This window comes from uncultured Parabacteroides sp. (genome assembly GCF_947855115.1).
Lineage (GTDB): Bacteria > Bacteroidota > Bacteroidia > Bacteroidales > Tannerellaceae > Parabacteroides.
Map to the genome: position 1 here is coordinate 13359 of NZ_CANTZW010000033.1, position 22819 is coordinate 36177.

Sequence of the window (22819 nt, forward strand, 5' to 3'; positions counted from 1 at the left end):
AAAATTAAGCGTGAATATTTGTTTCTTCTTTAGGACGGACGATTACGTTGTAACTGTCTACCCTGATAACTATGATCGGCGTATTCTCATCGATTAACTCATCTTGAGATTTCGCCTCAACGTTTATTCCTTTGATCCTGGCCTTGCCGATAGGAGCTAGGCGTGAGAGCGTGATTCCTTCGTCTCCGGGTTCTATCCCGAGGTCTCGACTGGATGTTAACTTGGAGTCGATATCCGTTTTTAAAGCGATCTTATTGAAAGACCGGGAACGCAATAACCAACCAAAGATAACCCCGAATGTGATGATTGACAAGGATAAAGTCCAGTGTCCCACCCATACACCTACCGTATAAGCGAAAACGACTCCTCCAATAGCGAAAATAGCCCCGCCTATACCCGCCAGCGTTATTCCCGGAAGAAGGAATATCTCTGCCAGTATCAATAGGATGGCTACTGCCATAAGGAAGACGATAATAGCTATATCCAGTAGCATACTTCTTTTTATTTGCGGTTATTTCTTAGATATGTGATCTCGGCGTTACGTGCTTTCTTCTCCCATTCGTGCGGCTGGTCGAGTAGGTTGTCTAGTTTTTCCTCCGCATCGAGAATCGTAGGCTTCAGTTGTTCTTTTTTTGCCTTATTCCCCTTGATGTAGCTGGCACGTAAGTTCTCTAGTTCCTCATTTAATTCCTTGATCTGTTTATGGATGGAAACCACTTTCTCATAGTAGTTTCTCGCTTCCGGACTTTGGATATCGTCCATGGTATAGTAAACGATATCATTATGGATCGGGAATGTAAAATCTTTCTTTATTTTCGTGCGTCCGTAAGGAATCTCGGTATGGGCCAAATGAATCAACTCCTCGTAGTTTGATTCGGGTTTCCATGAATCCTTGATAGAGGCAATGGAGGCCCGGGCACGTTTTAGTTCGATATCCTCACTCTCTATTCGCTCGCGGTCATCGTTCGGGATGAATAAATATACGCAAACTTTCCCTTCCGGTTGGTAACGATCGGATACGAACCATCCCAATTGCTTGGCTTCATCGATTACCATCATATAATCGTTGAACGGGGAGTTATAGGGCATACCCAACTGTTCCGGCGTAAGATAGGTATCGGAATTGGTGTTGTAACGGGTAACGAATAAATCATACCCTCCCAGAGAACCGTTCCCTTTAGACGCATAATAAATAGTTACACCGTCGGATAGTACGAAAGGATACCCGTCATCGGCGTCACTATTGATATTCATCGGTAATTGTTTCTCGTCTCCCCATTGATCCATGAGTTTGGATTGGGTAAAAAGACAATTATGATTGCTATCTGTCTGATGGGCGTAATAAATCTTATCTCCCTTTTGGTTCATGTATACCGAAGAGTTGTCCGGCTCGTTGGTCTGGAAAAAATCTTGATAAGTAGTCAATGTACCACTTTCCTCGCTTAGGGTATAGGCTGATAAGAAATCTTCTTTATCAACGACTATGCTATCGATAATTTGGACGTCCTCTACTTTGTCAAGCATACGGCTAGCCTTGTTCGCTAAATCCATACAGATCTGATAAGGTTCCGTGTCTTGTTTCTTTTTAGCTAAGAGGGTAATGTATTCATCGAACATTTTCTCGGCTTCATCGAAACGGTAGGTTTGATAATATACTTCTCCAAGGTAACGGTAAGCTTCTTGCACCCTACGCCTTACGGCGACCTTAAGATGTTTTTCTGCCCTAACCAAATCTCCGGTCTCGAGGCAGCAAACACCATACCATTGATTATAAGATGCATTGCTTGGCGCTTGTTTTACCAATTTCTCGAACACGGGTTTGGCTTCGGCATATTTCTTGTCGTTATATAATTTTTTCGCCTGGTCAAGACTTTGCGCATATAGTTGCATTCCACTGCATACGAGTGTAACTCCTAGTGTATAAAGCAGCTTTTGGGATAACCGTTTCATTTTGTCTAATCTAGATTATATAGTTATGCAGTTTCAAAGATAAGAATATTTTCGTAGAGGCATACAAATCGAAAAAATAAATGTATAATTTTGCGCCTGTAAGGAAAGCATATGGCAAAATTGACAGAGGATGAACGTTTGTTTCGTAGGATAGAGGATAAAGTAAAGAAAGCGATTTTCGATTATGGATTGATAAATGATGGAGACCGGATCTTGATCGGGCTGTCCGGAGGAAAAGATTCTTTGGCTTTAGTGGATTTACTTGGGCGCAGGTCGAAAATCTATTGTCCTAGGTTTGAGGTCATGGTGGTACATATCGTGATGACTAATATTCTTTACCGTTCGGATATAGATTATTTAAGAAGTCGTGCGGAAGAGCACGGTTTGCCTTTCATTGTCCATGAGACAAGTTTCGATCCATCTACAGATACTCGTAAATCTCCATGTTTCTTATGTTCATGGACTCGCCGAAAGGCTTTGTTTGAGATCGCTAAGGCTTATAAATGTAATAAGATAGCGTTAGGGCATCATCAAGATGATATCCTTGAGACTCTCTTGATGAATCTGACTCATCAAGGAGCTTTCGGAACGATGCCTCCTCGGTTGAAGATGGATAAATTTGATATGGAGATTATCCGTCCGATGTGCCTGGTAGAAGAAAAGGAGTTGATTCGGGTTGCCGCATGGAAAGGATATCGGAAACAATTGAAGAACTGTCCTTATGAGTCGGGCTCCAGTCGTTCTGATATGAAAGAGCTGTTGAGAAGCCTGGAAACCATCAATCCGGAGGCCCGCTACAGTCTTTGGGGAAGTATGACGAATATACAAGAAGATTATTTACCTCGAAAAATAAAATGATATGCAAGGTGTTTATACGATTTTGTTATTGGTCGTGTCGAATATTTTTATGACATGCGCTTGGTACGGGCATTTGAAAATGAGGCAACAATTCAGTTGGTTCGAGCATCTTCCTTTGCTTGGCGTAATCCTGTTTAGTTGGTTTCTTGCTTTTTTTGAGTACTGTTTTCAAGTACCGGCGAATCGTATTGGTTTCCGGGATAATGGTGGTCCGTTTAACTTGATACAATTGAAAGTGATCCAGGAGGTGATTACGTTGGTAGTATTCGTGGCATTCAGTACCATCGCCTTTAAGGGAGAGTCGTTTAAGTGGAATCATGCGCTTGCTTTTGTGTTCTTGGTAGCGGCGGTTTATCTGGTTTTCAAGAAATAAGACCGTGGAATACGGGTTTGACGATCAGTAAATCATACTGCCTATTGAGAGGTATTTATGATGCCCGTTCTAATGTGTTTATAATGCCCATCGTAAGCACCTTATAATGCCTATTGTCAGAATGCTATGTAATCTGTTGTTTCAGATATGTGAGTATGGCCTCGGTTTCGCTTGGATGGAACCAGGCTATTTCGGGGTCTCGTTTAAACCAAGTCATTTGCTTTCGTGCGTAGACCCGGGAATTGCGTTTGATTTTCTCCACGGCGAAGTCTAATGTCCATTCTCCATCGAGATAGTTGAATAGTTCTTTGTAACCGACTGTATTCAAGGAATTCAAATGACGGAAGGGGTAAGTCCGGCGTGCCTCTTCCAGCAGTTCCTCATTCATCATTTGATCTACACGTTGGTTGATGCGGTCATATAATTCCTCACGATCCCTATTAAGGCCGACCTTAATGATCCGGAACGGACGCTCTTTTTTTATGTTCGTACGGAAAGAGGAGTAGGGTTTACCTGTCATCCTGCAAATCTCTACAGCATGGATTACCCGCTTATAGTTATTTCGGTCTACTTCCTCGTAATGAACAGGATCTACCTCTTTTAATTCAGCGAGGATAGGAGCCAGGCCCTCGGTTTCAAATTGTTTGTATAGGGCATTCCTGATTTCCGGTGTAACTGTCGGGATATCGTCAATGCCTTTGCATACGGCATCGATATACATCATGGAGCCTCCGGTCATTATGACGGTCGGAGTTGTTTTATGTAGCTCGGATAAGAGGGAGATCACATCCGCCTCGAAATTGCTGGCGCTGTAATAATCGGTAAGCGAGAGAGTACCTACCATGTAGTGCTTGACACGTGCCCTTTGTTCCAATGTGGGGGCAGCCGTGCCTATTGGAAGGTCTTTATAGAGCTGACGGGAGTCGGAAGAGATAATCGGAGAGCCGAAATATTCCGCCACTTGAAGGCTTAACTCGGTCTTACCGACTCCTGTCGGCCCCAGTAATATAATGAGAGTATTCATTAAAACCGCTCGTCATCGTATGGATTATCCATCGGACCTTCGCCTAAGCCGTCGAAGCCGCTTTTATCTAATTCATCAATATCATATTCGGAATCGCCGTAAAAATCTTCTCCTACGTACGTGCTACCGTTTTTAGCCTCGAACTCGTCGAAAGAAACTACCTGGGCGGGAGGCATACCTACCGATTTACTGCAAATAGGGGCATCCAAGTCTTTTCCCGGAACAATCTCGCGAAGTTCCATGAAGAAAGCGCGCTCGGTCATATAATCGAAAACGAAAAGAAGTTTTTGATGCTCGTCTTCAAGCAATTCTTCCAGTTGGGTATCGGCCATGACATAGCTGTCTTCCTCGGAAGATGTATCCATCTCTACTAACGTGATTTCCGTCTTTTTGCTCCAGTCGTCATCACATATAAAGAAGGAGGTCATTTGATCCTTTGTATAACCTACCGAATCAAGGATGGCATTTTGCAAATCCAAGAAAGTAGCCTCGGAATCAATCTTGATCTCGCGCTTGAAGTCATCTGCTTCATCTGATAGGATTAGAAATCTAAATAGCATAGTCGTTTAGTTTTTTGTTGGTTCAAAAGTAGTAAAAATATTAATATCCCTATATAATAACGCTATAAATTATAAAAGCTGGGTTTAACGTTGATAAACCCAGCTTTTATTGCTGTAAATGAGATCTATATTCTTTATTCGTCGATCGAACCTCTTACGATACCCCGGCTGGACGATTTGATAAAATTGAGGATCAAGTCTCTCTCCTCGCTAGGCTCATATTCTGTCTCGATCGCTTTCAGGGCTTCCGTATTGTTCAGCCCCCGGGTATACAACGTACGATAGATGTCTTGAATCAAGAATACTTGTTGATTCGTGAATCCCCGGCGGCGCAGGCCTACGATATTGATACCGCAGTAAACGATCGGATCGCGGCCGATCAGGGTATAAGGTGGGATATCTTTTCCGATACGAGACCCTCCCTGTATCATCACATGCTTGGATATTCGCGAGAACTGGTGCACCAAAGATCCCCCGCTGACGATAGCGAAATCATCAATCTCCACCTCTCCGGCGATTTGCGAGGCATTGCCTATAATAATGTGATCTTTTAAGACACAATCATGGGCAACATGTGAATAAGCCATGATTAGACAATTGTTACCCACTACGGTTTTACCTTTGGAAGCGGTACCTCGGTTGATCGTCACGCATTCGCGAAGTGTCGTGTTATCTCCGATTTCTGCCGTCGTGATCTCGCCCGCGAATTTCATGTCTTGGGGGATACCGGCTACGACTGCTCCTGGGAAAACATTGCAATTTTTACCGATCCGTGCGCCATCCAAGATAACGGCGTGAGAGTATATACGGCAATTATCACCGATTATGACATCTTTCTCAATCACGGCAAACGGATCAATAGTTACATTCTGACCAATCTTGGCCTCTGGATGAACGACTGCTAGAGGAGATATATTCATTATCGTACTTTATCTTATTATTTGTTTTTTACAATCTGAGCCATGAACTCGGCTTCACTAACCAATTTATCACCAACGAATACATACCCTTTCATGGTAGAGATTCCGCGACGAATCGGAGCCAATAATTCCAGACGCAGAATTAGCGTATCGCCCGGAACGACTTTTTGACGGAATTTCACGCCATCGATTTTCATGAAGTAGGTAGAATAGCGCTCTGGTTCATCTACGGAGTTCAAGACAAGCAAACCTCCTGTTTGTGCCATGGCCTCAACCTGTAGAACTCCTGGCATGACCGGTTCCTGTGGGAAGTGCCCTTGGAAGAATGGCTCGTTGGTCGAGATATTTTTTACTCCTACGATATAATTCCCGCCGATCTCAATAATCTTGTCAACCAATAAGAATGGATAGCGATGTGGCAATAATTCGCGGATACGGTTGATATCCATCACCGGCTCACGGTTCGGATCGTATACCGGAGCTTGTACCTCATTCAACTTGATATCCTTGCGGATCATGCGAGCTAGCTGGTTATTGATTTTATGTCCCGGACGGGTAGCGATTACACGTCCGCGGATTGGTTTGCCGATCAAGGCGATATCTCCGATCACGTCGATCAATTTATGGCGTGCCGGTTCGTTGTCGAATACAAGAGGCTTATTGTTGATATAACCTAATTCTTGTACGTTCTTGTGAGGGATATTCAGCATATCAGCCAGTTTATCCAAAGATTCTTGCGGTATCTTCTGGTCGTAGATAACGATTGCGTTGTCTAAATCTCCCCCTTTGATTAGGTTGTTATTGAGTAGCATTTCCACTTCGCGCACGAATACAAATGTGCGTGAGGCCGCTAATTCCGTCGGGAATTCGCTTAAATCGTTTAACGTGGCGAATTGATTGGAAAGTACGGGTGAATCGAATGAGATCAATACGTTCACGCTGAACTTATCGTCCGGGAGGATAATCAACGAAGAGCCCGTTTCCTTATCTTTTACCTCGATCTTATGTTTTACTATATAATAATCTTTTGGAGCGTTTTGCTCGACGATCCCTGTCTTTTGGATTTCCTCGGAGAAAAAACGAGAGCTTCCGTCTAGGATTGGAAATTCGGGTGCGTTTACCTCGATCAAGCAGTTATCGATCTCATGAGCGTATAAAGCAGCCATCGCATGCTCGATCGTACTTACTTGAACACCATTCTTGCTGAGCACCGTACCTCGTTGTGTACAAGTTACATTTTCAGCCAAGGCATCGATGACCGGTTGGCCTTCCAAGTCGACACGTTTGATCTTGTATCCATGGTTCTCGGGTGCGGGATTAAACGTAATTTCTATCTCTAATCCAGTATGCAACCCTTTTCCATTCAAGGAGAAACTTGCCGCAAGCGTTTTCTGTTTTTGCATAGGTCTTTATTGTTTATTAATTTCTTTCTTGAGTTGTTCGATTTCCCGTTGCATTTGTCCCAGCGAACGGTATATATCCGGAAGACGGTTGAAGATTGCGCTGGAACGCATGAAATTCTTCGCGTTGATCGCCGGCGCTCCAAGCAAAGTCATCGCTTCCTTTACATCGCTGATAACTCCGGCTTGAGCTCCGAATACGACGTGGTCCGCCACATGGATATGTCCGGCTAAACCTGCTTGCCCGCCAAACATACAATGTTTTCCTACTTTTACGGAACCGGCGATACCGACTTGCGCCGCCATCACTGTATTCTCGCCTACCTCCACGTTATGGGCGATTTGTACGAGATTGTCCAGTTTAACGCCTCGGCGAATGATCGTAGAATCCATCACCGCACGGTCTATCGTCGTGTTGGCGCCGATCTCTACATCATCCTCGATGATAACGTTGCCTAATTGCGGGATTTTCTTATAAGTCTCACCTTCGGGAGCAAATCCGAAACCATCGGCTCCAATTACGCTACCGGCATGAAGGATACAATTATTTCCGATTATACAATTCTCGTAAACGGTAACATGCGGATAGAATACACAATTGTCTCCTACCGTTACATGATCCCCGATATAGGCGTGTGGGTATACCATACAGTTCTTACCCATTTTTACGCCTTCCCCGATGTAGGCGAAATTACCGACATAGCAATCATCACTCACGGTTGCGGACGCAGCGATAAAAGCGGTAGAATCAACCCCCTTCTTTTTGTTCTTTGATTGCTCTACCAAATTTAATAACATCGCGAGTGCCGCATAAGCGTTCTCTACTTTTACGAGTGTGGCTTTTATCGGCTGTTCTGGTTTGAAATCATTGTTTACCAAAACAATGCTTGCCTCGGTATTATAAATATGATGCGCATATTTAAGATTCGCCAAAAAGGTCAATGTACCTGGCTTTCCTTCTTCTATTTTAGAGAAGTTGCAGACTTTTACGTTTGGATCTCCTTCGATCGTTCCGTTCAGGAAGCCGGCAATTTGTTGGGCTGAAAACTCCATTACTTATTCAATTATATATGTATCTTCATTGACTGTCCGCTGTTTATAGACAGTCAGTTTGCAAAAATGGTGAAAATTCTTTATATAGCCTATGCTTTACAGGGAATAATTCCTTTATCGTGTAGATAGCCGGCCATTTCTTCCTGTACGGCATGTGCCGCCTCACGAGCTACGTTGGCGAAAGCTTCAGTCTTGTCCGCATAAATAATCGCACGGGAAGAATTTACCAAAAGACCGCATTGGTCATTCATTCCGTATTGAGCTACTTCCGCTAGGCTTCCACCTTGAGCGCCCACGCCCGGTACCAACAAGAAATGGTTAGGAGCTTGTTTACGGATATCAAGGAACATCTTGCCCTGGGTAGCACCCACTACATACATCATTTGCTCATCGGTTGCCCATTCTTGCGATTTCCTCAATACTTTCTCAAAAAGACGTTCTCCATTTGCGTCTTCCGTCAATTGGAAATCATGTGAGCCTTTATTGGATGTCAAAGCTAATAAGATTACCCAAGCTTCCGGGTAGATTAAGAATGGTTTTACACTATCCTCGCCCATGTACGGAGCTACCGTGACTGCATCTACTTTGATGTGGTCGAAAAAAGAGCGGGCGTACATCTCGGAAGTATTTCCGATATCACCGCGTTTAGCGTCGGCGATGATAAATTGATCGGGATAATTCTTACGTAAGTAAGTGACTGTTTTCTCAAAAGCCATCATTCCTTTCGTACCAAGGCTTTCGTAAAAAGCCAGATTCGGTTTGTATGCGACACAATAATCCGCGGTAGCGTCGATGATTGCTTTATTGAATGCGAAAATAGGGTCTTCCTCCGACAAAAGATGTTGTGGGATCTTCTTTATATCTGTATCTAATCCGACACAAAGGAAGGATTGCTTCTTCTTAATATTCTCGAATAGTTGCTGTTTGTTCATTTTCTTATTCAGTATGAAATGATTTGATGTATTTACAATTCAGACTCTTTCAGTCGCTCAGCGTTCTCCGCTACGATCAGGTGGTCCAAGCAATCTTGAATATCACCGTCCATAAAAGCGGAGAGATTATAGATCGTGTAATTGATACGATGATCCGTAATGCGTCCTTGCGGATAATTATAAGTACGGATCTTCGCGGAACGGTCACCGGTAGATACCATGGTCTTACGCTTGCTGGCGATATCGTCTAGGTATTTCTGGTGTTCCTTGTCATAAATAAACGAACGAAGGCGGGTAAGTGCCCTTTCTTTGTTCTTCGGTTGGTCTCGTGTCTCCGTACATTCGATCAAGATTTCCTCACTCACACCTGTAATGGGATTCTTCCAGACATAACGCAGACGGACACCTGATTCCACCTTGTTTACGTTCTGGCCCCCGGCTCCTCCGGAACGGAAGGTATCCCATTTAATCTCTCCCTCATTAATCTCAACATCAAATTCATCTGCCTCAGGCAATACGGCGACCGTGGCGGCTGAGGTATGTACACGTCCTTGCGTCTCCGTCGCCGGTACACGTTGTACGCGGTGTACACCAGACTCATACTTCAATGTACCGTATACCTTCTCGCCCGATACCGTGAAGATAATTTCCTTAAAACCTCCGGACGAGCCTTCGCTAAAGCTAGACACGCTGATTTTCCACCCTTTCAACTCGCAATATTTCACATACATACGATATAGATCTCCGGCGAAAAGGGCGGCCTCGTCACCTCCCGTTCCTCCTCGTATCTCGACGATTGCGTTTTTATCATCTTGCGGATCTGCGGGAACGAGTAATAATTTTATCTCTTCTTCCAATGCGGGAATACGTTCGTTACAACTATCTAACTCTTCACGAGCCATTTCTCGCATTTCCGGATCTTGCTCGGATTCGAGCAGGGATTTCGCTTCCTCGATTCCGTTCAACATCTTCACGTATTCCGAACGAGCACTCACGATTTTCTCCAAATCACGGTACTCTTTGTTTAGTTTTACGAACCGCTTCATGTCGGCGATCACTGCCGGGTCGGTAATGAGTGTACCGACTTCCTCAAAACGGCTCACTAATCCGTCTAATTTACTAAGTAAACTATTTTCGGTCATTTATCTTTATTAATAGGTGAAGCGACCTTTCTCGCTTTCGATAATCAATTCATTTTTATCCGCTTCCTCTACGAAGCCTACAATTTGTGCGTCGATACCAAAGCTTTTTGAGACGCTGATAACTTCTTCCGCATACTCGGGAGCAATGTATATCTCCATCCGGTGTCCCATATTGAATACCTTGTACATTTCACTCCATTCCGTGCCACTTTGTTCTTGGATCGTACGGAATAGCGGTGGGATGGGGAAGAGGTTGTTCTTGGTTACACGCTTGTTCTCGACGAAATGCATAACTTTTGTCTGCGCTCCTCCCGAACAATGTACCATGCCATGAATTTGAGGACGAAGTTTATCAAGCAACTTCTTGATCACCGGTGCGTAAGTACGTGTCGGCGAAAGTACCATCTTTCCGGCATCTATTCCTAATTCCTCAATCTTATCCGTCAGTTTCAATCCTCCGGAGTAAACCAATTCTTCGGGAACGGCGGCATCATAGCTTTCTGGGTATTTTTCCGCTAAATATTTAGAGAAAACATCATGGCGGGCAGAGGTTAACCCGTTACTTCCCATACCTCCGTTATATTCTTTCTCGTAAGTGGCTTGCCCGAAGGAGGCTAGACCTATGATCACGTCTCCACCTTGGATATTTTTATTATCGATTACATCTGAGCGTTTCATGCGGCAAGTAACCGTACTATCCACGATGATGGTACGAACTAAGTCTCCAACGTCTGCGGTCTCACCGCCTGTCGCATAGCAACCAACGCCCATCTCACGTAATTCTGCCAGCAACTCATCCGTTCCATTGATGATTGCCGAGATCACCTCGCCCGGAATCAACAATTTGTTTCGTCCGATCGTGGATGAAACCAATATATTGTCTACGGCCCCTACACAAAGAAGGTCGTCGATATTCATGATAAGAGCGTCTTGGGCGATACCTTTCCATACCGAAAGATCTCCGGTCTCTTTCCAGTACATATATGCCAAGGAGGATTTGGTACCGGCACCATCCGCATGCATAATATTACAATATTCAGGATCACCGCCTAAGATATCTGGGATGATCTTACAGAACGCTTTCGGGAAAATCCCTTTATCGATGTTCTTTATCGCGTTGTGAACATCTTCTTTTGAAGCGGAAACGCCTCGCAGGTTATAACGTTGATCACTCATTGTACTATTTATTTGAACTGCAAAGGTAATACTTTTTTATGTTACTTATCTAAGTTTTAAGACATCTCCTTCTTCTGGAATGTAATCTTTGTCTTTTTTATTTATTTTATACAAGCTCTTGATCCGGATTCCATACATTTGAGCGATGCTGTGCATGGACTCTCCGACTTGTACCACATGGTCGTAATTCGGCTTGTCTGCTTTTTTCTTTTTCTTCTCCAAGTATACGATATCGCCCTTTTGCAACGGGAAGTCCTCGGGCACTTCATTGTATTTTCTCAACTGTTTGGCTTTGAATCCCATACTACGGGCGATCTGGTCGAAACTATCGTTATCCTTGGCGTATACATAGATCAAACCGTGGGTACGGTATACTTGATAATCGAATACCGGAAGATTTTGTTTCTTGTTAGAGTTTTTCTTTGCTCCTTTACCGGAATCGAAGCGGTATAGTTTATAATCTTCGATAACTTTGATTAATTTGTTTGCGTAAGCACGGTCGGTTGCGTAACCACATTTTTGCAACCCCTTGGCCCAGCCTTTATAGTCCTTGATATTTAGCTTGAACAAACGTTTGTATCGGGAACGCTCGGCCAAGAAACGGGAGTGGTCTTCATAAGAGTCCTCTACTCGTTTGTATTTCCGGAAACATTCTCCTCGCAGGTCATCGTCGTGATACACCCTTCCTCCTCGCCAATCTGAATGGCATTTGATACCGAAGTGATTGTTGGAACGTTTGGCCAAATCACTTTGGCCGGCTCCGGATTCCAATAATCCCTGCGCTAGGGTGATACTTGCCGGAATACGGTATTTTTTTTGGTGTTGAATCGCCAAATTACTGTATTTATTGATATATTTTTGATAGGAAGTCAGCTTTCGCTGGCTTTCCGCCCCTGCGCTTAAACAGACAAGGGACAATAATAAAATACCTAAAAAATGAAGGGGTAAACGCATAGTTATTCTTTTCGATCCGATTTTATCGGACAAATATATAAAAGAAAATACATATTTACTGGTAATTACGTAGTTAAAAATAGGAGATGCGGGCTAAGTAATCGTAATGTTCTCCTTCCTCTATTTTCTCCACTTTAAAACCGGCTTGCTTTGCATATAGGTTGAGCGTATTGAAATCGATATATAACCAATCAAATGAATCCCCTTTGATGTTTTTATATTGCATACGGAAGTCGATCTCTCCGAAATAATCATCTTCGGGAGCAATGTCTAGGTTCCCGTCCTCATCCTCAAATAAATAACTTAAGTCACTAGAATCAAGTAAAAGCTGCCCGTCTTTAGATAGTAGCTCTTTTACGCGATGAAAAAAAGCCGGAAGGTTTTCTAGTTTCCCGATGATTCCAGAGCCGTTCATTAAAAGAAGAATGGTATCAAATGGCCCGGTTAAGTTTCGATCAAAGAAATTCTGTAAACGAGTGTCTTTCACTCCCCGTTTTTTCATGGCTTCTACAGAAAGAGGAGATATATCAATGGCGGTCACCTCTTTTCCCATTTCCTGCAAAGCTAAGGAATGGCATCCACTCCCGGCACCGACATCTAATATTTTTCCCGAACTGAGTTGAAGGGCTTTTTGCTCCAAGAGAGGCATTTCTTGGAAAGTCCTGAATAATAGACGAACGGGAATCTCATCTTCATCGAACATTGAAGAGAATACACGGAGTTTACTTGCGTTTCCGTGTGTGAGATAATCGATGATGGCGGCGCCCATCGGGTCTTTATCGGATGTAAGAAGCGTTGGATACATATGTCTTTGTTCTATTAGGTATGTTTTACGATATGGATGCGAAATTAATATATTCTTTTTATATTTATAGGCTATAAGAATTATAGTTCTGTTTCTTTCAAAACATTAAAGTAATCAGGGATATGAAAGAATTAAAATTAGAGACATCGGTCGAGGTTTATGCGATAGAAGAATTGGATGAGACATATAAGCGATTGTATGAAACCGCTTTTGAGGCTTCGAAGAAAGCTTATGCTCCTTACTCCAATTTTCATGTAGGGGCGGCGGTTTTATTGGAGAATGGAGAGATACTTTCCGGTAATAATCAGGAAAATGCGGCTTATCCGTCTGGGCTTTGTGCGGAACGAACCACATTATTCTATGCGGGAGCGCATTATCCGGATACGGCAGTCCGGGTTTTAGCGATTGCGGGTATGAAAGATGGAGAACGTGTGGATCTCATCACGCCTTGTGGCGCTTGTCGGCAAGTGATGCTGGAGACTGAGCAACGTTATGATAAACCGATGAAGGTACTTCTTTGCGGAAAGGAAGAGGCCTTTCTCGTTCCAAGCGCAACGGCTTTACTTCCGTTTTGTTTCGGGAAGTCTGATTTAATTAAACCTGAAGAGAAAGAATAAAACAAACCGGATGTGGAAGACCCAAAGTATACAAATTTAATACATATGTACGACTTTGTATACTTTGCGTAATCCACATCCGGGAAATAATGGTAATATGCTTGATTAGATTCCTAAAGAAGCTTTGATCTGATTAATCTTTTCTTCAGCCGCTTTCTCAGCCTCCGGCAGTTCATCAACACTATTTACCTTGGAGTGAACCTCGCAGTAGAATTTAATCTTCGGTTCCGTTCCGGAAGGACGGATAGATACTTTTGTATTATCTTCCGTGAAATATTGAAGTACGTTGGAGGTAGTAGGCATATCCAATGTCACAGTCTCGTTCTCTGCGTAATCCTTGCCTTTCAATGTAGAATAATCATAGAAGTAAGTTACCTTGGAACCTGCGATCTCTGTCAACGGGTTTTCACGGAACTTCTTCATCATAGCCTCGATTTCTTCTGCTCCACTCTTACCTTTCTTTACGACAGAGATACCTTTTTCTTTGGAGAAACCATATTCCACGTAAATCTTCTGTAGTAATTGATACAAACTTAAACCTTGATCTTTTGCCCAAGCAGCGATCTCGGCCAAGAAAACACAAGCGGATACGGCGTCTTTATCGCGTACGAAATCCTCACAAAGGAATCCGTAGCTTTCCTCGCCACCACCGATATAGTTTTTCTTTCCCTCATTTTCGCGCATTATGTTAGCGATCCACTTAAAGCCTGTGTATACGTCATACATCTCTACGCCGTTACGCTCGGCGATTGTCTTGATGGTCTCTGTAGTAACGATTGTTTTTACGATATATTCTTTACCGTTGATCTTTCCTAGTTCTTTCCAGCGAGTGATCAGATAGTAAACGAACATCAAAGCGGTTTGATTACCGTTCAAAAGTACCCACTCACCTTCGTTGTTCTTTACTGCGGCTCCTACGCGGTCTGCGTCTGGATCGGAAGCCATTACCAATTCTGCGTCTGTCTCTTTCGCTTTCTCGACAGCCATGGCCAATGCGGCCGGTTCCTCCGGATTGGGAGAAATAACAGTCGGGAAATCACCACTCACTACATCTTGCTCCGGTACATGGATAATGTTCGTGAATCCATAAGCTTTCAATGCGGCCGGAACCAATTTTACACCTGTGCCGTGGATCGGGGTGTATACGATCTTCATGTCTTTGTGGCGAGAGATAGCCTCTGGAGACAAAGAGATCGTTGTTAATTCCTTGATATATTCATCATCAATCGCTTGTCCTATGATTTCGATTAATTCTTTATTTCCTTTGAATTTAATCTCGCTGGCGTTACGGATCTTGTTAACCTCAGCGATCGTATTTTTATCGTGCGGAGCGATCATTTGTGCGCCGTCATCCCAATATGCCTTGTATCCGTTGTATTCTTTCGGGTTGTGAGAGGCTGTCAAGATGATACCGCTCTGGCATCCCAGTTTACGGATAGCGAATGACATTTCAGGTGTCGGACGAAGGTCCTCGAATAAATAAACCTTGATACCGTTGGCAGAGAAGATGTCGGCTGATATTTCTGCGAACTTACGGCTGTTGTTGCGGCAATCGTGACCAATTACGACCTTTATCTGCTCTAAATCAGCGAATTCTTTTTTTAGATAATTGGACAATCCTTGGGTAGCTGCGCCAACCGTATATATATTCATACGATTTGAGCCTACACCCATGATCCCGCGTAATCCTCCTGTACCGAATTCCAGGTCTTTGTAAAAACACTCAATTAACTCGGTGGGATCTTCATTGTCAAGTAACGCTTGAACTTGAGCGCGAGTTTCCGCATCATAACTTTTCGTAAGCCATCCTTGTGCCTTACTTCTTACCATTTCTAATAAGTCGTTGTTTTCCATGTTTATAATATTATTGTGTTTATTGTTGAGCAATCTACTCAATACGATAAATATACGAGAAACAAATATACGAATTTCTTAAAGTAAAGCAATCAAAGGACTTATATTTTGCATTAAAAAATGCGATAAATCGTCTTACCAGCTAAACGAATGTGTGAAAACCGACTCATTCCCGCAAGCATCCGTTGCGATTAATTTAAGTTTATGTTTACCTCTTTGCAGCCTTTCTTTATCAAAGCGGTAGGTGATAACCGATTTGTTGTTCATCTCAAATAAAACAAATTGCCCGTCTATTTCTCCCCGGTAAGTTTGTACTCCGCTAAGGTTATCGGATAAACGGAATACGAATTTCTGTTTACTGATCCATGTTTTTTGATTGATTGGCGTGATAACCGGAGGTTTTGTATCTTGTTGTATCTTATAATTCCCTAATTCTTTAATATTCGTGTCGATCCAGCCATTTCGATATGTACCTCCCATCCAAAAGGCACGACCGTTCTGTAAACGAACTACACCGTATTGTCGCTTATTCTCAAGTGTATCGTTTTGCAAGAAAAGCGATAATTGGGCTGTTTCATGCAGAGGAGTTGGTTTATCATGCAACATATGAACGGCTGATAAAGCTGTACTATCTTCTTTCGTTGAATAACGGAAGTAAAGGTCATTATATAAATTCCCTTTGGATATGGCAAGACGGATACCTTTAGCGCCAAATCTATTGTCGCTTCCCCAGTGGAATAATTCAGTGTGGGTCGTATCGACTTGGGGAATCTCCTGTTCTTTACCCTCTATCTTGATAGGTAAACGGGTTGTATTGCCAAAGGCATCGGTGAGCACATACATTAAATGATAGGTACGAGCTTCGTCTATACGGAGGATTCCCCGGTTTACGCTTTTTAGAAAACGCAGCCGGTTCCCCGGCTCAATAAAACTGCGGATATAGAAAGAACGATGGTTTTTCCATTCTTCGTAATCCGTGAATGTATTTAGGTAGCGGGTCTCGTCAAAAGCGAATTTATCTAGGTCGCTATGGAAAATCACTTGGCTGTCTGCCATTAGCGTGATCTCTTTTACGCCGTAGATATTTGTCGTGTTATCCATATAATCGTAAGCTTTCACGGCGAGGCCAATTTCTCCCCAAGCCTCTATTTTTCCCGTGATCGCTTGTTTTCCGTTTTTAGCGGTGACGGGTTTTATCTTGAGTTTCTTGTTTTTACCGTTTACTGTACCTTTCCCTTCGATGGGAACGATCTGTATCCCTAGTATTTTGGGAGGACGGGTGTCGGTTATCCGGTCTGAGTAATAAGTCAAGGGGTCCAAGACTTCTTCTGTTTCGGTGTCTCGTACCTCAAAATGTAGGTGAGGGCCGCCGGAACTTCCTGTATTACCGCTTAATGCTATGACTTCATTTTTCTTTACAGGTAGCAAATCCGGCGTGAGGAAAAGATTTACATTGAAACTTTCCTGTGCATATTGCTGTTGTTTTACATAATCCGCTATTTTTTTCGAGAATTTCTGTATGTGTCCGTATACGGTAGTTGTTCCATCCGGATGTGTGATATAAAGCCCGTTACCGTAACCCCACGGACTTACGGATATGCGTGATACATATCCCTCCTGTACCGTATGTATAGGTTTGCCTTCTACCCCTTGTGTCTTGAAATCTATCCCGGAATGAAAATGATTGCTTCGCAACTCTCCGAAATTTCCACTGAGCAAGATTGGGAAATCAAAGGGATTCCTGAGCTGTTGGGCGCTTATATTGATTATATGGGAACCGATAAGCGCGAATAGGCCGACTAGATATATAGATTTAATATTCATAGGATTTACGTATTTTGACAGACAAAGATAATTGTTTTCGAATTAATCTCTTCGAAAAGTTTTACTTGTTTCTTTGGGAGAAATTTCCGAAACGATGTGGTGTCTTAGTATTTGATCGATGAACCTATCTGGAAATCTATTATCAATGGTAGATGATCGCTAAAACCTCCCTCATATTTAAAACCATAATAAGTTCGGAAAGGACGTACACCCCGCCATGTTTTGTCTTTGGTCAATAAGAAATCCGGGGCGAATATCCGGATACTTTCCGGGATGATGTGCATGGAAGACTCTTGGGTGACGAGCCTTCGGTTTACGATTATTTGATCGAGTTGGCTCCATTCCCCTTGGTATTTATGACTACCCGGGAATTGCGTTGTACGAGGGTTTGCGAACAAGTTGTAGTAGTCTGTGTGAGACACGGGGTCTTTAGCCTGCGTGTCTTTATGAAAGCTTTGAGCGGCAAATATCTCGGAAACGCTCCGGTCTTGAGGGGTATCGTTAAAGTCCCCCATAATCAGTATTTGCGCTGTTTCTCGTGTCTGGTACAAAGAGTCGCAAGATTCTCGTAAGGTACGTGCCGCATCAAAACGATCTTTTTCACTTTCTTTTTCTCCTCCATAGCGAGAAGGAAAATGGCAAACGAAAATATCCAAGGTATCGCCTGTTATGATTTTTCCGTATACGTGTAGTATATCCCGGGTTAATTTGTGTTTGTTTCCGGAAAAACGAATCGGGATGGATTCATGTTGTATATAGCGGAATTGACCTCGCTGATAAAGGAGAGCGACATTGATACCTCGGGGATCGGGGCTTTGAGTGATAATATATCGGTAATCTTGTTTATGAAGTGGGGTACGGTGTATAAGGTGGTACAAGACAGAGTCGTTTTCAATTTCACAGAGCCCTATTAAGGCCGGCGTGTTCCACTCTCCGGCAGCGCTTATCACTTTTGCTATTTGTTGCAGTTTATGACAGTAGCGGCCTTGTGTCCAATGCCTGTTACCGGAAGGAAGAAATTCATCATCATTCTTGGCCGGATTATCCCGTGTATCAAAAAAGTTCTCAACATTATAAGACATGACTCTGAACGTGGATTGAGCGACCGACGGAAGAGGGGCTAGGGATAAAAAGAAGAATATAAAAAATTTCATAGTCAAGGCTTGGATTAATTGTTACTTATGTAATGTATGCTTATTCGTCTGAATTTTCGGTCTCTTCCTGAACGAATTCATAAGCGCCGATTGTCGGCCCGTTCGAACTGGTCAGTCGGTTGACTCCGTAGCGGTCGATCGGATAATTTTTCGTTATCTCGGGATCTGCTTTCCCTACTCCGGTAGTCGATACGGAATCCGGACGGAAATCATAAATATACTTATTAGATTTACCTCCTATTTTACGATAAGAAGGAGTTTTTTTGATAAATAATACCTCCTTGAAATGCTCGCTTGAGGTTTCTTCGGCTTTTAGCACGCAATGATTGAATTGGTAATCGAAATCCGTATCGCCATCTGCCTTCGTGGATAATTCCTTATTTGAAGAAATCTCTATCTCACCCAAAGTCTTGAAATCACCGGCATCGTGACTGCCATCAATAATACAATTGTCAAAATAAGCCTGCGTGATGGGATACGGACCATTTCCGTCTATCGTTACGTTGTTGAGTAAATACAAGCATTTGCTGTCTAGAGGAACGGTTTCGCTAGCCATTTCCCGTTTGGTTAAACTCATATAATTTGCCATTGTACAATGGGCAAAGTAATATTTACCACCGACTAAGACAAGTACACTCCCTCCTGCGTTGCTGAATTCTGTATTCGTGGCGATTATGTCGCAATTGACAGCGAAGAATAAATCGCTCCCCATATTCGTGATCTGTGAGTTATTTATCTTGATCTTGGGACGATCGGTAGTAGAAGGCTCACAGTATATGCCTGAGGTCCCATTACGTACGATCACGTTGTCCCACACATTCCCATGACTATTTGCCTTAAAGATGATACCTCCCCATTGTCCGGGTGTCCGGTCATACGGTAGTATATCATTTAGTATGTAATCCAGGCGGTCGCCCCGGAAGGTGATAGGTTCATCCAATGTCCCTAAAGCGTTCATAGAACCGTGAACGACCAAGTTGGCTTTATCGTGCATATAGAAAATGGCCCCTTTCTCTATATTCAGAGAAACACCATTGGCGATAACCAAGCTATCGTAGATCAAGTAAGGGCGGTTGGCGGTAAGGGTAGAATCTTTCGTAATCGTAACACCACCTTTGTAAAGATTAACATCCTGCCCATAGGCTTCCAATAATACGGATTGACGGATACCATTCACGGTGAAAAGGACGGAATCTTGTATCAGGAGCGGTTGGTTGCCTCCGTTCGGATCAACCGTTACTTCTACGAATACATACATGCTGTCGTTGGCTAGTATCCCGACATTATTAAACGAGCTGCCTTTACGTCCGTCTACGTTCATGCGGAAACCGGTGGCTTCTCCACTGGCCAGCATGATAGACTCAATATTCAGAGGTTCACTGTTTTTATTGTAGATCATAAATTGGCGGGTGGTAGAACCGATCGTACTGAAGATCGTGTCAAAAGCGAGTGTGTCTGTCGAGAAACTTAGCCGGTAGGTCGGGTTGGTGGAATAATTATCGTCCAATCCGTCGCATGCCGGTAGCATGTTCAACAGAAATATCGCAAGTATGAATAGCGTTATCGTTAATCTTTTCATTTTCATAAGTATTAACTGTAAATGTCTTGTGTTCTTGTTTTAATAGATAAACAAAATTATTATAAAAAAGTTGCAAGACATTAACATAAAAAAAGAGGACGGATACGCTTGTCGTATCTTTCCTCTTTTTATAACGCAAAAAACGTCGGTTTATTTTGCAGGGATGCTCTTTAATAATTCAAGAAGATGATTCCACCATAAGCCGACCGTAGCGATCTCGATACGCTCATTGGGCGAATGCACATCGCGCAAGGTCGGTCCGAAGGAGATCATATCCAGTCTCGGATATTTCTCCAAGAACAAGCCACATTCTAATCCGGCATGGATTGCCATGATTTTAGCCTCTTTGTTGAATAGACGCTTATAAGTTTCCTGTGCGATCTTCAAGATCTTAGAGTCGGGGTTCGGAGCCCATCCCGGATAACCGTCGCCATGTTTTACCTCGGCACCTGCCAATAAGAACGTGGAGGCTACCGTATTTGCGATAGCGGCTTTGCATGATTCGATGGAGCTACGTTGGCTAGTCCCGATTAAAATCGTGTTCCCTTCTTTCATTTTTACGGAGGCAAGATTGGTGGAAGTCTCTACCAAGCCTTCGATATCGTGGCTCATGCCGATTACGCCATGCGGACAAGCATGCAACGCATAGATTAATTTCTCGGCGGTAGCGTTGTCGATATGGTATTCCGGGCGGTCTGCGGATTCCATAGTTAACTGAACGTTTGGATCTACGTGTTTCAACTCATTCTCTATATCGGCGGCGAAATGGTTCAATAGGATACGTACATCCTCCTTGTTTTCCGGGTGCAAGCCGATAACCGCATGTGCCTCGCGGGCGATTGCGTTACGTAAGTTACCGCCATCGATAGAACAAAGAACAAAATCATATTCTTTTTTCAATAGGAACAAGAAACGGACCAGTATCTTGTTGGCATTACCTAGGCCCTTGTGGATCTCGCCGCCGGAGTGACCTCCGTTCAATCCTTTCACGTCGATACGGAAATATTGCATCTTATCGGATGTAGGAACCGGCTCGTAATGGAACGTCGCTTGTGTGTCTTTACCTCCGGCGCATCCCATAAAGATCTCACCCTCATCCTCACTATCGAGATTTAACAAGATATCTCCGGTCATAAAACCTTCTTTCAGAGCTTTTGCTCCGGTTAAACCTGTTTCCTCGTCTACCGTAAACAGGCATTCGATCGGACCATGTTGGATATCATCGGAAGCGAGTAGCGCTAACTCGGCCGCTACACCGATACCATTGTCGGCGCCCAACGTGGTGCCGTTGGCTCGTAACCATTCGCCGTCAACGACCGTCTCGATCGGATCATTATCGAAATCATGTTTCGTGCCGTTATTTTTTTCGCAAACCATATCCATGTGAGACTGCAATACGACCACCGGGCGATCTTCCATTCCCGGAGTGGCAGGCTTTGACATTAATAGGTTGCCGGCTTCATCTTTTTTGATAGCTATTTTGTACTCTTTCGCGAATGACTCTAAGAATTCAATCATTTTACCTTCCTTTTTTGAGGGGCGAGGCACTTGGGTTACCTGATGGAAGAACTTCCATACGATAGTAGGCTTTAAATCAGTAATCTTCATGATGTTACAATGTATTATAGATGTTACTCTAAAGTTAATAAAACCGCAATTAAAAGAGCTTAGTTCGAAAAAAAGTAGAATAAAATGCCAAAAAGACACTTAGTAATCACTTAAACTCTTATATTTGCGTCCACAAATATAGAGAAAATGGTTACAACGTTATTATTTACGGTCATAATTCTTGTTATCAGTGTCGTGTTACTATCAATAAAAGTGCTGTTGATAAAGGGAGGGAGATTCCCGAATACACATATTGAGGGAAATAAGGCATTGGGCAAGAAAGGTATATTTTGCGCGAAGACCATGGATCGTATGGCGATTAGGCAAAAAGGGCTCTATGACATCATGAATGAAATAAAAGAATAAAAAATAAGATTTAAATTGCACTTTATGAAGAACATTAACTACGTTATTAACGGTGTGCTAGCGGTGGCTGTCGTAATCTTGTATATTATGCAATTTTCCGGCAAGAAAGAATCAAGCGTAACAAGAACATTCGCGTCAGCGGGAGACACGACGGCCTTACTACCGATCGCTTATGTAAATGTAGATTCCTTGTTGCTCAATTACAATTATTCCAAGGATTTGAACGAGATAATCTTGAAGAAACAGGAAAATTCCCGTGCTAACATCACCCAAAAAGCTCGTAGTTTACAAGGAGAGATGCAAGATTTCCAGCGCAAGGTGGAAAATAACGCTTTCCTTACTCGTGAGAGAGCGGAGCAAGAACAACAACGTTTGTTGAATAAGCAACAAGAATTGCAGAATTTGGATAACCAATTGGCTCAAGAATTAATGCAAGAGCAACAAAAATTGAACGAGCAATTGCGTGATACGGTTGTTTCTCAATTGAAGGCTTTCAATCGCGGTAGAGGTTATCAGGTTGTATTCAGCAACACGGTGGGAGATAATATTCTTTTGGCCGGCGACTCTTATGATATCACAGGCGAATTGTTAGAATACTTGAATAAGAATTATTCTTCTCCGGCTAAATAAGTCATTAAATCTATAAAATAGGATAACAAAGGCTGTTGGA

22 protein-coding genes are annotated in these 22819 nt (G+C 43.0%); 5 read left to right on the forward strand and 17 right to left on the reverse strand.

Going from position 1 to position 22819, the window contains the following annotated elements:
• Positions 1-4: 4 nt before the first annotated feature.
• Positions 5-493: an NfeD family protein gene (locus tag Q0110_RS15880; protein WP_297908623.1), complete on the reverse strand. Its 489-nt coding sequence runs from the start codon at positions 491-493 to the stop codon at positions 5-7.
• Positions 494-501: 8 nt separating this feature from the next.
• A complete protein-coding gene (locus Q0110_RS15885; protein WP_297908626.1) occupies positions 502-1950 on the reverse strand; it encodes a tetratricopeptide repeat protein in 1449 nt (482 codons plus the stop codon).
• A gap of 111 nt (positions 1951-2061) precedes the next feature.
• On the opposite strand from Q0110_RS15885, the gene Q0110_RS15890 reads away from it, so the two are divergent.
• Together Q0110_RS15890 and Q0110_RS15895 are read left to right on the forward strand one after the other, a co-directional pair.
• Positions 2062-2808, forward strand: a complete 747-nt coding sequence (locus Q0110_RS15890; protein WP_297908629.1) for a tRNA 2-thiocytidine biosynthesis TtcA family protein — start codon at positions 2062-2064, stop codon at positions 2806-2808.
• A gap of 1 nt (position 2809) precedes the next feature.
• Positions 2810-3181, forward strand: a complete 372-nt coding sequence (locus tag Q0110_RS15895; RefSeq protein WP_297908631.1) for a DMT family protein — start codon at positions 2810-2812, stop codon at positions 3179-3181.
• Between the two features lie 124 nt (positions 3182-3305).
• Here Q0110_RS15895 and miaA read toward each other — a convergent pair whose 3' ends face one another.
• The 10 genes from miaA to Q0110_RS15945 all read right to left on the reverse strand — a co-directional run bounded on the left by miaA (position 3306) and on the right by Q0110_RS15945 (position 13147).
• Positions 3306-4205: a tRNA (adenosine(37)-N6)-dimethylallyltransferase MiaA gene (gene miaA, locus Q0110_RS15900; protein ID WP_297908634.1), complete on the reverse strand. Its 900-nt coding sequence runs from the start codon at positions 4203-4205 to the stop codon at positions 3306-3308.
• Positions 4205-4765: a hypothetical protein gene (locus tag Q0110_RS15905; RefSeq protein WP_297908637.1), complete on the reverse strand. Its 561-nt coding sequence runs from the start codon at positions 4763-4765 to the stop codon at positions 4205-4207. Before Q0110_RS15905 ends, miaA begins: the two co-directional genes overlap by 1 nt.
• Positions 4766-4899: 134 nt before the next feature.
• A complete protein-coding gene (gene lpxA, locus Q0110_RS15910; RefSeq protein ID WP_297908640.1) occupies positions 4900-5685 on the reverse strand; it encodes an acyl-ACP--UDP-N-acetylglucosamine O-acyltransferase in 786 nt (261 codons plus the stop codon).
• A 17-nt stretch (positions 5686-5702) separates the two neighbouring features.
• Positions 5703-7088, reverse strand: a complete 1386-nt coding sequence (locus Q0110_RS15915; RefSeq protein WP_297908643.1) for a bifunctional UDP-3-O-[3-hydroxymyristoyl] N-acetylglucosamine deacetylase/3-hydroxyacyl-ACP dehydratase — start codon at positions 7086-7088, stop codon at positions 5703-5705.
• Positions 7089-7094: 6 nt separating this feature from the next.
• On the reverse strand, positions 7095-8138 hold the full coding sequence (gene lpxD, locus Q0110_RS15920; protein ID WP_297908646.1) for a UDP-3-O-(3-hydroxymyristoyl)glucosamine N-acyltransferase: 1044 nt from the start codon (positions 8136-8138) through the stop codon (positions 7095-7097).
• 89 nt (positions 8139-8227) lie between these two features.
• Entirely contained in the window at positions 8228-9070 is an 843-nt protein-coding gene (gene pyrF / locus Q0110_RS15925) for an orotidine-5'-phosphate decarboxylase (protein ID WP_297908649.1), read from the reverse strand.
• Between the two features lie 32 nt (positions 9071-9102).
• Positions 9103-10212, reverse strand: coding sequence for a peptide chain release factor 1 (prfA, locus tag Q0110_RS15930; protein ID WP_297908652.1), 1110 nt, complete (start codon positions 10210-10212; stop codon positions 9103-9105).
• 9 nt (positions 10213-10221) lie between these two features.
• Positions 10222-11388 (reverse strand): AIR synthase related protein, encoded by a 1167-nt coding sequence (locus Q0110_RS15935; RefSeq protein ID WP_297908656.1) that lies wholly within the window; start codon positions 11386-11388, stop codon positions 10222-10224.
• A 45-nt stretch (positions 11389-11433) separates the two neighbouring features.
• On the reverse strand, positions 11434-12342 hold the full coding sequence (locus Q0110_RS15940; RefSeq protein WP_297908658.1) for a glucosaminidase domain-containing protein: 909 nt from the start codon (positions 12340-12342) through the stop codon (positions 11434-11436).
• A 73-nt stretch (positions 12343-12415) separates the two neighbouring features.
• Positions 12416-13147 carry a class I SAM-dependent methyltransferase gene (locus tag Q0110_RS15945; RefSeq protein ID WP_297908661.1) on the reverse strand — a complete coding sequence of 244 codons (732 nt, stop codon included), beginning with the start codon at positions 13145-13147 and terminating at the stop codon, positions 12416-12418.
• Between the two features lie 122 nt (positions 13148-13269).
• Between Q0110_RS15945 and cdd the strand changes: the two genes are divergently transcribed.
• Entirely contained in the window at positions 13270-13764 is a 495-nt protein-coding gene (gene cdd, locus Q0110_RS15950; RefSeq protein ID WP_297908664.1) for a cytidine deaminase, read from the forward strand.
• Positions 13765-13869: 105 nt separating this feature from the next.
• On the opposite strand, the gene Q0110_RS15955 is transcribed toward cdd, so the two are convergent.
• The 5 genes from Q0110_RS15955 to Q0110_RS15975 form a co-directional block, all read right to left on the reverse strand.
• On the reverse strand, positions 13870-15618 hold the full coding sequence (locus Q0110_RS15955; RefSeq protein ID WP_297908666.1) for a phospho-sugar mutase: 1749 nt from the start codon (positions 15616-15618) through the stop codon (positions 13870-13872).
• 135 nt (positions 15619-15753) lie between these two features.
• Entirely contained in the window at positions 15754-17442 is a 1689-nt protein-coding gene (locus tag Q0110_RS15960) for a M23 family metallopeptidase (RefSeq protein ID WP_297908669.1), read from the reverse strand.
• Positions 17443-17546: 104 nt separating this feature from the next.
• A complete protein-coding gene (locus Q0110_RS15965) occupies positions 17547-18596 on the reverse strand; it encodes an endonuclease/exonuclease/phosphatase family protein (protein ID WP_297908672.1) in 1050 nt (349 codons plus the stop codon).
• A 40-nt stretch (positions 18597-18636) separates the two neighbouring features.
• Complete coding sequence (locus Q0110_RS15970) at positions 18637-20175, reverse strand: right-handed parallel beta-helix repeat-containing protein (protein WP_297908675.1); 1539 nt, start codon at positions 20173-20175, stop codon at positions 18637-18639.
• Between the two features lie 150 nt (positions 20176-20325).
• Entirely contained in the window at positions 20326-21783 is a 1458-nt protein-coding gene (locus Q0110_RS15975; protein ID WP_297908678.1) for an aminoacyl-histidine dipeptidase, read from the reverse strand.
• Positions 21784-21930: 147 nt separating this feature from the next.
• Between Q0110_RS15975 and Q0110_RS15980 the strand changes: the two genes are divergently transcribed.
• Both Q0110_RS15980 and Q0110_RS15985 read left to right on the forward strand, forming a co-directional pair.
• On the forward strand, positions 21931-22149 hold the full coding sequence (locus tag Q0110_RS15980) for a hypothetical protein (RefSeq protein WP_297908680.1): 219 nt from the start codon (positions 21931-21933) through the stop codon (positions 22147-22149).
• 24 nt (positions 22150-22173) lie between these two features.
• Positions 22174-22779 carry an OmpH family outer membrane protein gene (locus Q0110_RS15985; protein WP_297908683.1) on the forward strand — a complete coding sequence of 202 codons (606 nt, stop codon included), beginning with the start codon at positions 22174-22176 and terminating at the stop codon, positions 22777-22779.
• The last annotated feature ends 40 nt before the right edge of the window (positions 22780-22819 follow it).

Excerpts from the sequence above, each read along its gene's own strand:
- Q0110_RS15880 (WP_297908623.1), bottom strand. The coding sequence starts at position 493 with ATGCTACTGGATATAGCTATTATCGTCTTCCTTATGGCAGTAGCCATC.
- Q0110_RS15885 (WP_297908626.1), bottom strand. The coding sequence starts at position 1,950 with ATGAAACGGTTATCCCAAAAGCTGCTTTATACACTAGGAGTTACACTC.
- Q0110_RS15890 (WP_297908629.1), top strand. The coding sequence starts at position 2,062 with ATGGCAAAATTGACAGAGGATGAACGTTTGTTTCGTAGGATAGAGGAT.
- Q0110_RS15895 (WP_297908631.1), top strand. The coding sequence starts at position 2,810 with ATGCAAGGTGTTTATACGATTTTGTTATTGGTCGTGTCGAATATTTTT.
- miaA (WP_297908634.1), bottom strand. The coding sequence starts at position 4,205 with ATGAATACTCTCATTATATTACTGGGGCCGACAGGAGTCGGTAAGACC.
- Q0110_RS15905 (WP_297908637.1), bottom strand. The coding sequence starts at position 4,765 with ATGCTATTTAGATTTCTAATCCTATCAGATGAAGCAGATGACTTCAAG.
- lpxA (WP_297908640.1), bottom strand. The coding sequence starts at position 5,685 with ATGAATATATCTCCTCTAGCAGTCGTTCATCCAGAGGCCAAGATTGGT.
- Q0110_RS15915 (WP_297908643.1), bottom strand. The coding sequence starts at position 7,088 with ATGCAAAAACAGAAAACGCTTGCGGCAAGTTTCTCCTTGAATGGAAAA.
- lpxD (WP_297908646.1), bottom strand. The coding sequence starts at position 8,138 with ATGGAGTTTTCAGCCCAACAAATTGCCGGCTTCCTGAACGGAACGATC.
- pyrF (WP_297908649.1), bottom strand. The coding sequence starts at position 9,070 with ATGAACAAACAGCAACTATTCGAGAATATTAAGAAGAAGCAATCCTTC.
- prfA (WP_297908652.1), bottom strand. The coding sequence starts at position 10,212 with ATGACCGAAAATAGTTTACTTAGTAAATTAGACGGATTAGTGAGCCGT.
- Q0110_RS15935 (WP_297908656.1), bottom strand. The coding sequence starts at position 11,388 with ATGAGTGATCAACGTTATAACCTGCGAGGCGTTTCCGCTTCAAAAGAA.
- Q0110_RS15940 (WP_297908658.1), bottom strand. The coding sequence starts at position 12,342 with ATGCGTTTACCCCTTCATTTTTTAGGTATTTTATTATTGTCCCTTGTC.
- Q0110_RS15945 (WP_297908661.1), bottom strand. The coding sequence starts at position 13,147 with ATGTATCCAACGCTTCTTACATCCGATAAAGACCCGATGGGCGCCGCC.
- cdd (WP_297908664.1), top strand. The coding sequence starts at position 13,270 with ATGAAAGAATTAAAATTAGAGACATCGGTCGAGGTTTATGCGATAGAA.
- Q0110_RS15955 (WP_297908666.1), bottom strand. The coding sequence starts at position 15,618 with ATGGAAAACAACGACTTATTAGAAATGGTAAGAAGTAAGGCACAAGGA.
- Q0110_RS15960 (WP_297908669.1), bottom strand. The coding sequence starts at position 17,442 with ATGAATATTAAATCTATATATCTAGTCGGCCTATTCGCGCTTATCGGT.
- Q0110_RS15965 (WP_297908672.1), bottom strand. The coding sequence starts at position 18,596 with ATGAAATTTTTTATATTCTTCTTTTTATCCCTAGCCCCTCTTCCGTCG.
- Q0110_RS15970 (WP_297908675.1), bottom strand. The coding sequence starts at position 20,175 with ATGAAAAGATTAACGATAACGCTATTCATACTTGCGATATTTCTGTTG.
- Q0110_RS15975 (WP_297908678.1), bottom strand. The coding sequence starts at position 21,783 with ATGAAGATTACTGATTTAAAGCCTACTATCGTATGGAAGTTCTTCCAT.
- Q0110_RS15980 (WP_297908680.1), top strand. The coding sequence starts at position 21,931 with ATGGTTACAACGTTATTATTTACGGTCATAATTCTTGTTATCAGTGTC.
- Q0110_RS15985 (WP_297908683.1), top strand. The coding sequence starts at position 22,174 with ATGAAGAACATTAACTACGTTATTAACGGTGTGCTAGCGGTGGCTGTC.